The organism is Alphaproteobacteria bacterium US3C007 (assembly GCA_034423775.1).
In the GTDB taxonomy this organism is placed as follows: domain Bacteria; phylum Pseudomonadota; class Alphaproteobacteria; order Rhodobacterales; family Rhodobacteraceae; genus Thalassovivens; species Thalassovivens spotae.
In genome coordinates, this window is sequence record CP139918.1 from 1930697 (window position 1) to 1945573 (window position 14877).

Sequence of the window (14877 nt, forward strand, 5' to 3'; positions counted from 1 at the left end):
TCTGACAGGGGGCGAAGGAAGAACAATGCAAACCTTGTAAATGTAGGGCGCAGCGCGGCCCCAAACGTATAACCTCTCAACGCGCAAAGCTTAAATCGCTTTATCAAACATTCGCAGATCATGCTTATTTGAGCGAAGATCGGAAAAGACATGGTCACAGAAGGCGTGAAAGCATTTGGGGTGGTTGATCATCCTTGAGAAACTTGCATTATCAGCCCTGCGTTAAATGGTGGAAGGGCGACAGCTATGACAAAAATGAATTGGGATGAAAGCCACGCGCTGGATAAGCTTGCACAGCTGTCGATTAAAACAGGGGTTGCTCTGCAGCCGGGCCAAGACCTGTTGATAACCGCTCCAATGGAAGCGGCGCCATTGGTTAGACGTCTTGCGCATCATGCCTATAAAGCAGGGGCTGGGCTTGTTACCCCCTTTTATACTGATCCGGAAATTACCCTTGCCCGATATCAACACGCAGCCCCCGAGTCTTTTGACAAAACGACAGATTGGCTCTTTGAGGGGATGGCTGCTGCTTTTGATAAAAATACCGCACGGCTTGCTGTGGTTGGTGAAGATCCAATGCTGCTTTCTGGGCAAAATCCAGAATATGTGGGCCGGGCCAACCAAGCAATGTCGAAAGCCTCATCGCCGCTTCGGGAAAGAATTACGCGCTTTGATATCAACTGGAATATTATAGCTTGGCCCGGCCTGCAGTGGGCGAAGCTTGTTTTCCCGCAGATGAGTGATGCGGATGCACAAATTGCGCTGGCAGAGGCTATCTTCAATGCGTCGCGGGTGAATACATCAGATCCGAATGAAGCGTGGGCGGTGCATAACAAAAACTTGCGCGCACGCACCGAGTGGCTCAACAAAAAAAACTTTGCGGCGCTTCATTTTTATGGGGAGGGAACGGATCTTACCGTGGGTTTGGCAGATGGTCATGAATGGATGGGAGGTGCATCCACCGCCCGAAACGGGGTGACCTGTAATCCGAATATTCCGTCAGAAGAGGTGTTTACCACCCCACATGCGTTGAAGGTAAACGGGTATGTGACCTCTACCAAACCGCTCTCGCATCAAGGCACGCTGATCGAAGATATCGCGGTTACTTTTAAAGACGGTGTTATAACGAAAGCAAGCGCCTCGAAAGGCGAAGACGTGTTTCTGAAGCTTCTTGATACTGATGAAGGGGCGCGCCGCCTTGGCGAGGTGGCCTTGGTTCCCCATGGGTCCCCGATATCACAAAGCAACCTGCTTTTTTATAACACGCTGTTTGATGAAAATGCCGCTTGCCATATTGCTCTTGGCCAATGTTATTCAAAATGTTTCCAGCAGGGCGATAAATTGTCCAATGATGAGGTTATTGACCGGGGGGGCAACAGCAGCATGATCCATGTTGATTGGATGATCGGATCTCAATCCATGAATATTGATGGTCTTGATGGTGCGAATGACCCCACCCCTGTCTTTAGAAACGGGGAATGGGCGTAGTGGACATTAAAACATCTGCCCGCAAAGCCAACCAAAGCGGCCAGGTGCTCCGAACCAAAAACGAAGGCGAGGGGCAAGGTTGCGCGTGTCAGCAATCCCGCCAATCCAAGACAACCTTGCCTGATTGCCCAGATTTCATTGCCGCGAATCCTTTGGCGTAGTCTTTCATTTTGAACCGGTGCGTTATAATTCCAGACACGTCCAATCCGTTTTGCAGCATGGCAATCATTTTATACCAGGTCTCGAATATCTCACGCCCATAAATACCCTTGATCGTGATCGCCTTAAACACAATGCGGCTCCAATCCACAGGGCTTTTGCCAGGTGGAATTCCAAGAAGAGCAATACGCCCACCCATCACCATCGCTTCAACCATCTGAGTGAGAGCAATTTGATTGCCAGACATTTCAAGCCCAATATCAAAGCCCTGCGCAATCTTTAATTGGGCCTGAATGTCAGACAGATCGTGTTTACTCACATTTACGGGAACCACGTCTGCGAGTGTTGCCGCAAGATCAAGACGGTTTTGATTTATATCTGTGATCACCACATTGCGCGCCCCTGCATGCCGTACGATCGCCGCCGCCATGATACCAATCGGCCCTGCGCCGGTGATCAGCACATCTTCGCCCAACAGATCAAACGACAAGGCTGTGTGAACGGCATTGCCCAAAGGATCTAGGATCGCGCCGATATCGTCGCTGATGTCATCTGGCAAAGGTACAACGTTGAATGCAGGCAGACGCAGGTATTCTGCAAACGCGCCCTGCTCGTTAACGCCGATGCCGCGTGTTTCCGGATCGAGGTGAAATTTACCGGCGCGGCTTTGACGCGATTGTTTACCGATAAGGTGGCCTTCACCGCTGCATCTTTGTCCTAAATTTAGCCCTCGGACGTTGCGACCAATTTCAACGATTTCTCCGGCAAATTCATGGCCGGTGATCAAAGGAACCGGAACCGTTTTTTGGGCCCATTCATCCCAGTTCCAAATGTGGATATCCGTGCCACAAATACCTGTTTTGTTGACACGGATCAACACGTCATCCGCTTGGATTTCTGGGACTGGAGCCGTTCGCAGCCACAGGCCTTCGCGGGCATGGGCTTTAATCAATGCGCTCATTTCAGCGCTCATTTTAACGCTCCAACAGCTTTACCCGCGCGCTCAAACGCGCCTAAGGCACGTTCTAGATCATCTGTTGTGAGGGCAGCGTTCATTTGCGTGCGAATTCGGGCTTGGCCGCGGGGCACAACGGGATAGAAGAAACCACTGACATAGACTCCTTCTTCAAACAGCTCGGCTGCCATATCCTGCGCCAGACGCGCCTCTCCCAACATTACGGGAATGATAGGGTGGTCGCCCGGCAGCAGATCAAAGCCCAATCGTGTCAAACCGGTGCGCCAATAAGCAGCGTTTTCAGAAAGTTGCGTACGCAAGGCGTGGCCCTGTGCAACCAGTCGAACGGCCTCAATGCCTGCGGCCACGATTGAGGGTGGCAGAGAATTGGAAAATAGATAGGGGCGCGCACGTTGGCGCAGCAGATCAATGACGGGTTGCGATCCGGCGATATAACCGCCAATCGCACCGCCAAGGGCTTTTCCAAGCGTGCCCGTTATAAGATCGACCTCCACGCCAAAATGCGCAGCGGTGCCTTCCCCCTTTGGGCCCATAAAACCTGTAGCGTGGCAATCATCCACCATAACAACTGCGCCATATCTTTCCGCCAGCTTTGTAATTTCGGGAAGCTTTGCAAGCGTTCCATCCATGCTGAACACGCCATCTGTCGCGATCATGATAAAGCGCGCGCCATCTGATTTTGCTGCTTTCAACTGTGCGTCGAGATCGGCCATATCAGAATGTGCATAACGATAGCGTTTGGCCTTGCACAATCTTATGCCATCAATGATTGAAGCGTGGTTTAGCGCGTCTGAAATGATCGCATCCTCGGGCCCGAGCAGCGGCTCAAACACTCCGGCATTTGCGTCAAAGCAGGCTGCAAAAAGGATCGTGTCATCCTTATTCAAGAAACGGGCGAGCTGCTCTTCCAATTCACGGTGCAAATTTTGCGTACCACAGATAAACCGAACAGACGCCATTCCAAACCCATTGGAGCCCATAGCGTTTATTGCTGCGGCAATCAGATCAGGATGGTTTGCCAATCCAAGATAATTATTGGCGCAGAGGTTGATCACTGACTTACCGTTTGCTGTAATTTTTCCAGCTTGCGGTGAGGAGATAAGGCGCTCGCGCTTCATCATTCCTTCCGCATCAATCTGCGCAAGGGTTTCTGTAATGTGATTTAAAAATGCGTTCATTTCAGCATCCTCCATTTGCATAGAGGATTACATATTAGAATTTATTCCGCAATATTGGATTTATGTTAAATTGGATAAAGATCCGCAAAGTAAGAAATTTCAACGCCCATGCACCACCAAAAATGCGCGAGCAGGGCTGTCAGCGCTGATATTATGCGCAACATCCGCCGCGTAGCGCGCGGTGTCACCTGCGACCACTTGTTCGACAGCCTCGCCACTGGTCACCCTTAACTGCCCCTCAATGATCGTCAAATGTTCGCGTGTTCCTTGCGCGTGCGGCAGGCTGTCCAACGCCCCGCCTGCGCTAAATCGCAACTCATAGACTTCATGCCGTCCGGCACCTTCGGGGGGGGAGAGAATACGGATAGAGCAGCCAGTGCCATGATTCTCGATCGTTGGGACATCATTGCTGCGCAGAATTTCCACGCGGCTTTCCTGATCATCTTCAAGCAGCCCGGCGAAATCCACTTGCAGCGCTTTGGTCAAATTCCACAAGGTTGAAATCGTTGGCGATGACTCGCCGCGTTCGATTTGACTGACCATGCTGCGCGAGACACCGGATAGTTTGGCCACGGCGTCAAGCGATAATCCTTTGGCACGGCGTGCCTTTTTTAAACGCATTGGCAAAAAAGATAATATAGCGTCAAGTTTTTCCATAATAACGGATATAGCAAAAAACGATATTTCGCGGCAATACTGAAAACTTTCATTTCCGGTTCTTTTATCCAGGCCGAGATCGTTCATCCTAAAATTTAACGCTTTTCCGCCTCTATTTTTGCAAAGAAATGCAGGCTTATGGGAAAATATTTAGCCGCAGAAGCTTTGCTCCTAGTCTGAGCGTTATATCCCTGTGGACCCCGCGCAAATATATTGATGGGAACGCAGTAGCTAATCCGTAGAGAACTCAGCGCAACGCGCAAAGCTGGTGTTTTGAGGCGTCTTTATTACGCTACTTTAGGTTTGTCAGAGTGCCTTGAAGTGAGAGTAGGGTGGGGCCGCCAAGCGCGCTTAAATTTTCCCGAGGCATAATGTCTAAAATGAGAGCGCGAAAGAATAACACAAATTCAGACTTTGGCGCGCAGCTTGAACATCAAGGGCTTCGTTATATCGATCACTCTGGCCAGGAACCGTGATATCCTTTCAATAAAACCCTGCTAAGACGGTCTGCTTAAATATCAAATTGCGTTGGTAGTATCACCATGTCGCGGATTGTAACAGTGCGCGGGCGTGTCAGCATGTAAAGGATGGCGTCAGCAACTTCATTAGGGTCCATCAAGCTGCCATTCTCTTTTGCCTTCTTAAGGTTTTCTTCTGGCCAATCGGCTAGCAACGCGCTGACCACCGGCCCTGGTGAGACAGAACCAACGCGAACACCGTGTTTGAAAAGTTGGCGGCGCATCGTTTGTACAAAAGACGTTATTGCCCATTTTGACGCGGAATAAACAGGTTCCCACGGAATCGGGAAATGGCCTGCAACTGACGAGGTGACCACGATATCGCCCGTGCCGCGTTCAATCATATGCGGTATCACATTATGAACATTTTTGATCACGGCGTTGACGTTGAGATTGAGCATTTGATCTATCGCACCGGCGTCTTTTGTTTCGGTTAAATCGCCGCCGATATAAGAGCCGGCATTTGCATGGAAAATGTCCAATTGGCCAGCTTTTTGTAAAATACCAGAAAGCAGGCTGTCGCAACTGGAGCTATTCAGCAAATCGACTTCCAATGGAATGGCGTTACTGCCAAGCCTTTTACAGGTTTTTTCAAGCGCGTCCGTATCGCGATCAACAAACACCACGGTTGCACCGGCGGCAAGCAGCGCTTCAGCCGTTGACAGCCCAATCCCTGAGGCGGCGCCTGTGATGGCTGCAACTTTTCCTTGTAACGTATGAGACATCTTGTTTATCCTTTTCTGCATCGTTTTTAATCAAAATTTTTGCCTTACATCGACATTGTTTTTTCCGCGCAAAATCTAATTTTCGCGTGCAGGGTTGCAGGCCCTGTGATAGGATTTAAGGCATTCTGTCACCCGCCAAATAACGATATCTTCGACGTTGAGTGGCCTATCTGCAAATTCTGCAGCGGCCGGCATGTGCTGCCAAAATAGGGGCAAAGGAACAAGTTTACCGTCAAGCGCTGTTGTGAGGTTTTTGATCGCACGCACAGCTTTGGGGTGCGTCCAGTAATATCGAATTCGGTCCGATAGCGAATAATGGCGCAGAAATTTTTGCGCCTCTACGTTTCCAGAATAATGCCCATTCCAATGCTCTGGAGCCTCCTCCATAAGCAAGCCCATCTGTTGCTTGAGCGCGCGGTTTTGATACCCGGGGAGTAGGTCTGAGGCAATAAGATCCAACGCGTAGAAAGTTTCCCGCAAAATGAAGGTGAGCTCTGGCCCAACTTTGAGGATCGCGAACCCGTCTTGCACGAGCTCTGACAGCGAAGATACCCCCTGATAATCTGTGGAATGCGCTTCGAAGACCAGCCCGTCTGCTGGCGTTAATATATGCGCCAGCCTTTTCGCTTTCGCGCGGTCATAGCGAATGACATTGTGGTTTCCAAACTCAACGCCTGGTTGGATAACAAGCCCAATCACTCTGGCAAAGGCATCCGCCAATCCGGCCTGCTCAAAAAATTGGCGATGTATTTCGATTGTTTTCCGCACGGCTATCGGGGTGGCCGGCGTGAGTTCACAGAGTTTGTGATCCGCGCCGCCCGGCGGCGGCACTTCTGTACCTATTGTATAAAATGGCATGAATTGGGCTTGTTCGCGCGCTGTGCGTTCGGCCACTTTGGCCAGTTGAACGGCCCTTAGCGCCGTAGTTTCATCATTGAGAGCTATCGGCTCACCAGCACAGCCCATAGAAGTATCGAGATGGATTTTTTGAAAGCCGGCGGCCACGTAAGCAGCAATCATTTTTTTGGCTTCTTGCATGGCCAGATTAACAGGTTGATCACGCCACGGGTTGGGCCCAAGGTGATCACCTCCAAGAACCACTAAGTTTTGCGGACAATTTTCTTCTTTGGCAATTCTATAAACACGCTTGGCAAAGCGTTCGGGCGTCATGCCTGTATAACCGCCATGATGGTTAACCTGATTGCAGGTGGCTTCTATCAAAACGGTGGCTTCGGCGTCCCGCCCGTGGCGCAGCGCGGCGCGAATTACGCTTGGATGTGCAGAGCAGACAGAGGTTATGCCCTTTTGTACCCCTGACGATCGAAGCGCCGCTAAGTTATCTAGTGTCACACTCATTTATCCAGCCTCTTTGTGGTTTGGATAAACGCATCAAGTTGCAATCGCGTGCCCGCCCCCTCCATGGGCCCATATTTGGTAACATTGCGCGCGCCGGCCGCGCAGGCATATGTTAATACGTCTGCCAGCGGCCACCCCATACGGCGACAGGCAACATAGGCACCGCCAAAACAGTCCCCTGCACCGGTTGGGTCAACTTCTTGTACGTCAAAGGCCAAGGCATTGATCGGGGCTTTGCCAGACCGGAAGCAAGTGGCCCCTTGGGCGCCACGTTTTAAAACAATTTCTTTTAGGCCCCGTTGAAACAGGCTTTGCACCGCGGCGCTTTCACCTTCTACACCAGCAGCGCGTTCCAGCTCTGCGCCAGAAGGCAATAAGAGATCTGCGGCATCGATCAATTGCGCAAATCGCGCTTGGATGCGCCTGTCATAAGTCAGCTCTGAGCGCAGATTTGGATCCAGTGACAGCGTGCCGCCTTTGGCTTTTAGTATGGTGAGCGCTTTCTCGATCACTGGCCAGGTGTTTGGCATCACAAGCGCAGAGCCCATTATATGAAGATGCCCTGCGCGCGCGATCACCTCCGATACTATGTCGGTCCATGTGAAGCGCGCCGCTGCAGATTGTGCGATATTGAAGATAAACTTGCGCGATCCGTCTTTTTGATATCGTATGAAGGCGCTTCCGGTTGGATAGTCGGGATCAACAGCAATGCCCGAGATATCTACATTGTCAGCCGCTAACCGCTTCAGATTTATGCGCCCAAAATCATCTTTGCCCACGGCTCCTATCATGGCGGCATTGCCGCTGATTTTTCCACATTGATTGATGAAAATGGCTGGGGCTCCACTGGGGAAAGGGCCAACCCACGTTTGCGCTTCAAGAAACGTATTGCCGGGTGTCTTGGCCATAATTTCAACGAGTATTTCACCAATACAAACGGTAGGACCAAGGGCATCAGGTGCTAGTATATTGTGTGCCAAAACGGATTTTCCCTACTCGATTACGCCTTGTTTTAAACCTGAAGCAGATGTTTTCATATACGGTTCAAGAGTGCTGCCTAACGGCGATTTAACGCGCCCGATTTGATCCCTACCTTGGAAACTTTTCTGTGACGCTCCGTCGTACTACGCGCTAATGTGTTAAATACCCACCATCGGCGACCAATGTGGCGCCGTTTACATATGAGGCGGCGTCAGATGCGAGAAAGAGCGCGCAGTTTGCCATTTCGGATGGTTTTCCAAATCGCTGCATCGGCGTATTTTCTGTCCAGATTTTATTCCATTCTGCATTTTCGATCCCGCCCGCTGTCATGTCTGATATGATATAGCCGGGCGCCAATGCATTCACCCTTATTCCGCGGGAGGCATATTCAAAGGCCATCGTCGTGGTCATTTGATGGATTGCTGCTTTTGATGAATTATACGCGACTTGCAGTTGCGGTTTATTTGCCACAAACCCTGAAATGGAACCCATATTTACGATTGAACCTGCCCCCTGTGATAGCATGGGTTTTATTGCTTCGCGGGCAATCCGAAAAGGTGCCGTAAAGTTCGTCGCCAGGATACTTTCAAGCTGGCTATCAGAAAAATTATGAAAATCACCATTATCGGCAATGCCGGCGTTGTTTACCAATATATCTAACGCCCCAAACGCGTTTAACGTTTCTGCTACAATCTTATCGGGTGTTTGCACGTCTGTGACATCTGCCGAGATCCAGCGGGCTTTTTGAGTATTGCCCTCTAACAACGCGTTTAAAGCGCTGGTTTGTGAACGGCTGGTCAACATGCAATGCGCGCCAGCCTTCAAAAAAAGCTGCGCAATAGCTAAACCAATGCCTCGATTTGCGCCTGTGATCAGTGCTGTTTTGCCATCTAGGCGGAATTGTGAAAGGCTCATATTTTTCTCCTAGAATGTGATGTTTTCGACTTTTGAACGTTGTTGATGCGGGGATCGTTTCCGCCCTTAGCGATTGTTGCTTGGCTTATCGCCCATCCTTTTATTTATTTCGGTCAATAATAAATCAGCAGTAGGTTCATCTGTAATAAGTGTGTCAACAAAGCCCTTTTGGCATGCGGCCAATATTATGGATATTTTATGTTCGCCTGCCGCGGCCATTACTTTTTCGGGAATGTTTTTTACTTCCTCGAGGGGCATGCCGATGATGCGACCGTCAATTTCCGGCAGAACCGGATCACCGTTTTTATCAAGAAACCTGCCCAAAACATCGCCAACTGCGCCCGCCTCAATCAGCTGTCGAGGCAGTTCAGGGGGTAACCCATTGCTAATCAGAAATGATTTTTCGGTTACATTCGAGCATGTCAGCAAAACCGCATCTAGCGTTTTGAACTTTTCAAAATGTTCTTCAATAGAGGATTGTGACAGGAATAGGTCTCTATTGATCGCCTCTTCCAAATAGATTGGCGCCATTAATAAGCTGTAATAAGCGCCTAAAATATCCGCGAAACCGGATGCAATTCCGAAAGAGTTGAAGGAAGAGCCTTGCGCTGTTCCGCCCAGAATTGAAACAATTTCGAGGAGCGGATGGGCTTGTTTTGTCAAATTCTGAATGGCGAAATCTAACGTGATGCCCCAAGAGACACCGATTGACTTCCAGGCTTTTTCGCGCAGACGTTCGTTCATAAATGACGCCAAGGCTGCGCCGGTTGCCCGGTGATAGCTGTAATCGTTTTCATTGACGGGTGCGATACAGGTCCGTTTCAGTCCCAACGCGTCTTTCAGGCGTTGTTGTTTTTCAAACCTTACAATAAAGGGCGTGTCGATCTGAAATTTAATAATCCCGTTGGTTTTTGCATGCTGGATTGCTTGATTAACCCGCAGCCGCGTAACCCCCATTTGGGTTGCAATCTCAGATTGGGTCATCTCGTTGCCAAAGTAGTGCAGGCAGACTTCTGTTACAAAGGCTTCAGAGTCATCCATGCGTTTCATTTCCATCTTTTTGGTTTGGCCGTTTCTAGTTCTTCATATTATTAAGCGCTCATAAATACAATAGTAATAAGTTTATTACAATTGTAAAAAAACATTTGCATGAATGACATTACATTTGTAATTTGACCGAGAGCTATGCGTGATTCTATCTGCTCTAGGCTTTCAGAATTCAACGCACGCGCTTGTAACTTAGTGGAGGAAAGCAAAATGAAATATGCATTGAAACTTGGTGCTTCAGCTTTAGCGATTGGGATCGCAGCATCTGCTGCTTTCGCAGGCGGGCATGATGCATTTTGGAAAAAAGCGGCCGAGCCATATAAAGGAACTACGATCCGCGGTGTAACGGAATCGTCTCCCCCCTCAATGTTTATCAGAGAGGTGTTGGCACCTGAGTTTGAGGCCTTGACGGGTATCAGAGTTGATATCGAAACAACGTCTTGGGATCAGATGTACGATAAAGGCATCAAAGATATGGAAGCCGGCAGTGGCATCTATGATATGGTTTATATCGAGCAGGATATCATTTACTCTTATCTAGCGCGCGATTTTATGACCAATTTGTCAGATTTATTGGCGGCCAATCCCGATTTGCAAGCGCCGACTTATAGCGAAGACAATTTCACGACCTTTGCAGATTACTTCAAAGGCTCGGATGGAGATCTTTATGGGGTACCCATGGAGGCGTTCTTAAAAGTATATCTCTATCGGACGGATTTATTCAACGATCCTGCCATTCAGGCGGCCTTCAAGGCAAAAACGGGGCATGATCTAAAGCCGGCCACAAATCATGATGATTATTCCGAGATTGCGCATTTTTTCACCGCCTATGGTGAGGCCAATGATATGGATCTTTGGGGAACAACTGCACAGGCTCATACCGGCCATGTTGCCTCATGGTATGAGTATTATGAATCGATCGCGCCGACATTTGGGGTCTATAATTGGGGTATCGATTCAGATAACAATTATGCCGCATCGGTGGCCAATGGGGGTCGCATGAACTCAGCTGCAGCGAAGGCTGCGATGCAATGGTGGTTGGATATGCGGGATATTGCGCCGCCTGAATCGCCTGCATCCACTTGGACAGAAGTTGGGACCACCTTCGGCGCCGGACGCGCTGCACAAGGATTGGTCTACGGTGAAAATGCCGGATGGATTGTGGCCGATGAAAGTAAATCGTTGGTTGTTGGAAAAGTCGGCGTTGCGTTGCCGCCCTTAGCGCCCGGCGTATTGGGTGATGCAGAGGCAGGCAACGGCTATATCGGCTATTACGATGGCGGCGCTTTCGGCATGCCTCATTCTTCCAAAAATAAGGAGGCAACAGCGTTGTTCTTGCAATATATCGGGCAAAATGAAGTGCAACCGGATTGGGCCGTTGCAGCGCCTAGGGTGACCAATAAGGCAACTTATGACGACCCCAAAGTGGTCGCTATGAATGAAAAGCTGAATGGATATTATGACATGATCAAGGATAAAGGGTACTTATTTGCAGGCGCACCTGCCTATCCTTTCCATGCGCAAGTTCGCGAAGCCACAGCGCCAACATTCTATCAGATTCTGCTTGGAAACCTCAGCGTAAGCGATGGGCTTGATCAGATGGCGGATGCGGCCGAGGCAGAGTTGACGAGCCTTGGATATCGCAAATAAGCTGGATCTCCCGCTGTATTTTGGATGGATTTTGGCCTGAAAAGGCGTTTTATCCTCCATAATACGATACTAAAGTCGTCGCCATCAGATTGGCGGCGACACAAATATCGGCTAGCCAAAGCGATACAAGCCGACGGTCACGTCGCAGATGCAAGCCACACAGTGTTTTCTTAAGGAAATATGTTATGAATTCTCGAGGTCTAGGTTGGATCCTTCTTTTTCCCACATTGGTGATCTTATTTTTCTTTGGCGTATTGCCTTTTATTTATGTTGTTTTTGTATCTTTTCATTCATGGAATCCCTTTGCCGCAGATCCAACGATGATTTTCAACGGTGCCGATAATTTTCGCAAAATTGTTTTTGACCAAGCGTTTTTGAATTCGCTCGGCGCGACGGTTATGTTCGTGTTTTTTGCTGTTTTTTCAGAATTGATCATTGGTTATCTTTTGGCGCAGGCTTTTATGAAAGATTTCCCCGGGAAAGGATTCTTCAGAACCATCCATACGTTGCCGCTGATCATGGCCCCAATCATTGTGGGGTCTGTTTGGAAGTTGATGACCACACCATCAATTGGGATCATCCCGCATTATCTTGACGAATGGTTTGGGATCACGATGAATATCGGAACATCTGCGCCAGCTGCTTTTGCCACGATCGTTATCATGGATATCTGGCACTGGACCCCGCTGGTGACTTTAACTTTGATGGCGGCGCTTGTCTCCTTGCCTGCAGACCCATTTGAGCAAGCACAAATCGACGGGGCGGGCAAGGCGCAGACCTTTTGGCATATCACTCTGCCGATGATTGCCCCTGCGGTGGTGGCAACCGTTTTCATCCGGTTGATGGATGCGCTGCGCACGGTTGATGAGGTTTGGATGCTCACGGGGGGTGGCCCTGGCTCGGCAACGCGTTTTCTGGGCGTTCATATTTTCAAAGAGGTGTTCCCAAAAACCAATTATGGATACGGGTCAACAATCTCAGTGATCGTGCTATACCTTACCATTGTCGCATGTTGGCTCTTATACGTAACGATGTTGGCGCCGCGCCAAACAAAACGGAGCTGAGCAAATGAAACGGAAAAACCCCCTTATCGGTATTATATTTTGGGTGATCGTAAGCTTTCTCACGTTATTCCCAATCTACTGGCTGTTTGTCATCTCGGTGAAGCCGGCCGTTCAATTGTTTAGCACCCCAGATTTATTGGTCAGTGATCCGTTTTGGGGAAATTACACCAAGGTTTGGGGGGACCGTTTGCTGCGCAGCTACATGCTGAATTCTATTATTATATCCTCGGGAAATGCCGTTTTATGCACAAGCTTGGGTTTTTTTGCCTGCTATGCGTTGTCGCGTTTCAACATGAGCGGAAAAGAGTCTATTTTCTTTTGGACAATTACCAATCGCATGGCGCCCCCGGCGGTTTTCTTGTTGCCACTCTTCTTATTGATGACGCAGGTGTACACCGTGGGTGAGTGGCGGTTGTTGGACACACGCATTGGAATGATTTTGGTATATTGCACCTTTAATCTACCCTTCGCGATTTGGACCCTTAGGCCGACTGTGGACGGCATCCCAAAAGAATTGGATGAGGCGGCTTTCGTCGATGGGGCCTCTTCTTGGAAAGTAATTACGGAAATTGTGTTTCCCCTCTGCCGGCCTGGTTTAGCGGTGACGTTGATCTTGACCTGGGTCTTTGCTTGGAATGAATATTTGCTTGCGGCAACCCTAACCAATTTTAACGCCCGGACGCTTACCACAGGCCTGTCGGAATACGTTACCACGACGGGTACTGAATGGGGCATCATGGCGGCGATTTCAGTCTTTACGCTTATTCCGGCCTTGCTTGTTTTTGGCGTGGTTCAAAAACATATCGTGGCGGGTCTGACATTTGGTGCGGTGAAAGGATAGGCGATGCAAGATGTAAACGGATTGCGTGGTAAAAGCGCTTCAAGAAAACAGGATACGCTGCAGACCGACCCTCAAAAACAGCCAGGGTTCTTGCCCATCGAAACCAATTGGTTCGATAGGTTTTTTATTTCGGTTGTGCTCTGGGTCGCCCTGTCACTTTTTTGGTTTCGGTTTTTTGAACCTCTGGGGCTTTCGATCTGGACCGCTAATGTAATTTCTTTCGTTGCCGCAATATTTATAATCAAGAAGGGGTAGCAAAATGGACGCGCTCATACTCGAAAAAAAAGGTGAATTATCTCTGCGTGATTTTCCTGAAATTGACCGCCAGGAGGCGGTTCTGGGGCCGCGGGATGTTCGCATTAAATTGCATACGGTTGGTATTTGCGGGTCAGATGTTCACTATTATCAATATGGCCGGATTGGTCCCTTTGTCGTGAATGAGCCGATGATTTTGGGGCATGAAGCTTCGGGTACGGTGATCGAAACCGGATCGCTCGTGACGCGGTTGCAGATCGGTGACCGCGTTTGTATGGAGCCGGGTCTCCCAGACCCCGACAGCAAAGCAGCCCGTCTTGGAATGTACAATGTTGATCCGGCCGTGCGCTTTTGGGCCACCCCGCCCATTCATGGTATTCTACGCCCGACCTGTGTGCACCCCGAAGCATTTACGTTTAAGCTGCCCGATAGCGTAGATTTTGCACAGGCTGCTATGGTTGAACCATTGGCGGTGGGTGTGCACGCGGCGCGCAAAGCACAGATTGCACCTGGGGACATTGCCGTTGTCTTAGGAGCAGGTCCGATTGGATTGGTTACGGCCTTATCTGCCCTCGCGGCAGGCTGCGCCCGCGTCTACATAAGCGATTTAGCGGAAAAAAAGTTGGAAATTGCCGCAAGTTTAAGCCCCGCATTGGTGCCAGTTCACGCACAATCTGAGAATATCGCGAAGATTGTGACGCGGGATACCGACGGATGGGGTGCGAATGTTGTTTTTGAGGCAACGGGAAATGCGGCGGCAGCGGCAACCGTTTTTGAGCCACTTTGCCCGGGCGGTTGTGTGGTGATGATTGGCGGGCAACCCGATCCGATTTTATATGATACCGGAGCGGCTATGGTGCGTGAAGCACGCATAGAGAATATCTTTCGATATGCGCATGCATTTCCACGCTGCGTCGAAATGCTGGCAACGGGGGCGATTGATTTAACCCCTTTGATCACAAGAAAGTTCGACTTTTCTGAAAGCATTAGCGCCTTTGAAATCGCGGCCTCTGCCCCCCCTGCAGACGTCAAAATGCAAATCGAACTGCCGCAATAAGGAGCGCTCT

Annotated in this window: 14 protein-coding genes; 6 read left to right on the forward strand and 8 right to left on the reverse strand. The window is 49.6% G+C overall.

All coding sequences use genetic code 11. The features are described 5' to 3' along the window. Positions 1-246 precede the first annotated feature (246 nt). The gene (locus UM181_09315) at positions 247-1488 is read left to right on the forward strand and encodes an aminopeptidase (GenBank protein WQC61536.1); all 1242 of its coding nucleotides are present in this window, start codon (positions 247-249) and stop codon (positions 1486-1488) included. An 88-nt stretch (positions 1489-1576) separates the two neighbouring features. Here the strand turns inward: UM181_09315 and tdh are convergent, their stop codons facing one another. From tdh to UM181_09355, 8 genes are all read right to left on the reverse strand, one after another. Beyond that, positions 1577-2608, reverse strand: a complete 1032-nt coding sequence (gene tdh / locus UM181_09320) for an L-threonine 3-dehydrogenase (protein WQC61537.1) — start codon at positions 2606-2608, stop codon at positions 1577-1579. Positions 2609-2616: 8 nt separating this feature from the next. After that, positions 2617-3801, reverse strand: a complete 1185-nt coding sequence (locus tag UM181_09325; GenBank protein WQC61538.1) for a glycine C-acetyltransferase — start codon at positions 3799-3801, stop codon at positions 2617-2619. Between the two features lie 99 nt (positions 3802-3900). Beyond that, a complete protein-coding gene (locus UM181_09330) occupies positions 3901-4422 on the reverse strand; it encodes an XRE family transcriptional regulator (protein ID WQC61539.1) in 522 nt (173 codons plus the stop codon). 547 nt (positions 4423-4969) lie between these two features. Further along, positions 4970-5701 carry an SDR family oxidoreductase gene (locus UM181_09335; GenBank protein ID WQC61540.1) on the reverse strand — a complete coding sequence of 244 codons (732 nt, stop codon included), beginning with the start codon at positions 5699-5701 and terminating at the stop codon, positions 4970-4972. Between the two features lie 75 nt (positions 5702-5776). Then, positions 5777-7057, reverse strand: a complete 1281-nt coding sequence (locus tag UM181_09340) for a class II D-tagatose-bisphosphate aldolase, non-catalytic subunit (protein ID WQC61541.1) — start codon at positions 7055-7057, stop codon at positions 5777-5779. Next, the gene (locus tag UM181_09345) at positions 7054-8037 is read right to left on the reverse strand and encodes a sugar kinase (GenBank protein WQC61542.1); all 984 of its coding nucleotides are present in this window, start codon (positions 8035-8037) and stop codon (positions 7054-7056) included. The genes UM181_09340 and UM181_09345 overlap by 4 nt, the downstream gene beginning before the upstream one ends. A gap of 151 nt (positions 8038-8188) precedes the next feature. Further along, positions 8189-8953: a glucose 1-dehydrogenase gene (locus tag UM181_09350; protein ID WQC61543.1), complete on the reverse strand. Its 765-nt coding sequence runs from the start codon at positions 8951-8953 to the stop codon at positions 8189-8191. Between the two features lie 66 nt (positions 8954-9019). Next, complete coding sequence (locus UM181_09355) at positions 9020-10003, reverse strand: sugar-binding domain-containing protein (GenBank protein WQC61544.1); 984 nt, start codon at positions 10001-10003, stop codon at positions 9020-9022. A 207-nt stretch (positions 10004-10210) separates the two neighbouring features. Between UM181_09355 and UM181_09360 the strand changes: the two genes are divergently transcribed. The 5 genes from UM181_09360 to UM181_09380 all read left to right on the forward strand — a co-directional run bounded on the left by UM181_09360 (position 10211) and on the right by UM181_09380 (position 14867). Next, a complete protein-coding gene (locus UM181_09360; protein ID WQC61545.1) occupies positions 10211-11650 on the forward strand; it encodes an extracellular solute-binding protein in 1440 nt (479 codons plus the stop codon). A 185-nt stretch (positions 11651-11835) separates the two neighbouring features. Next, on the forward strand, positions 11836-12714 hold the full coding sequence (locus UM181_09365) for a sugar ABC transporter permease (protein WQC61546.1): 879 nt from the start codon (positions 11836-11838) through the stop codon (positions 12712-12714). Positions 12715-12718: 4 nt separating this feature from the next. After that, complete coding sequence (locus UM181_09370; GenBank protein ID WQC61547.1) at positions 12719-13555, forward strand: carbohydrate ABC transporter permease; 837 nt, start codon at positions 12719-12721, stop codon at positions 13553-13555. A gap of 3 nt (positions 13556-13558) precedes the next feature. Beyond that, the gene (locus UM181_09375; protein WQC61548.1) at positions 13559-13810 is read left to right on the forward strand and encodes a DUF2160 family membrane protein; all 252 of its coding nucleotides are present in this window, start codon (positions 13559-13561) and stop codon (positions 13808-13810) included. A 4-nt stretch (positions 13811-13814) separates the two neighbouring features. Further along, a complete protein-coding gene (locus UM181_09380) occupies positions 13815-14867 on the forward strand; it encodes an NAD(P)-dependent alcohol dehydrogenase (protein WQC61549.1) in 1053 nt (350 codons plus the stop codon). The last annotated feature ends 10 nt before the right edge of the window (positions 14868-14877 follow it).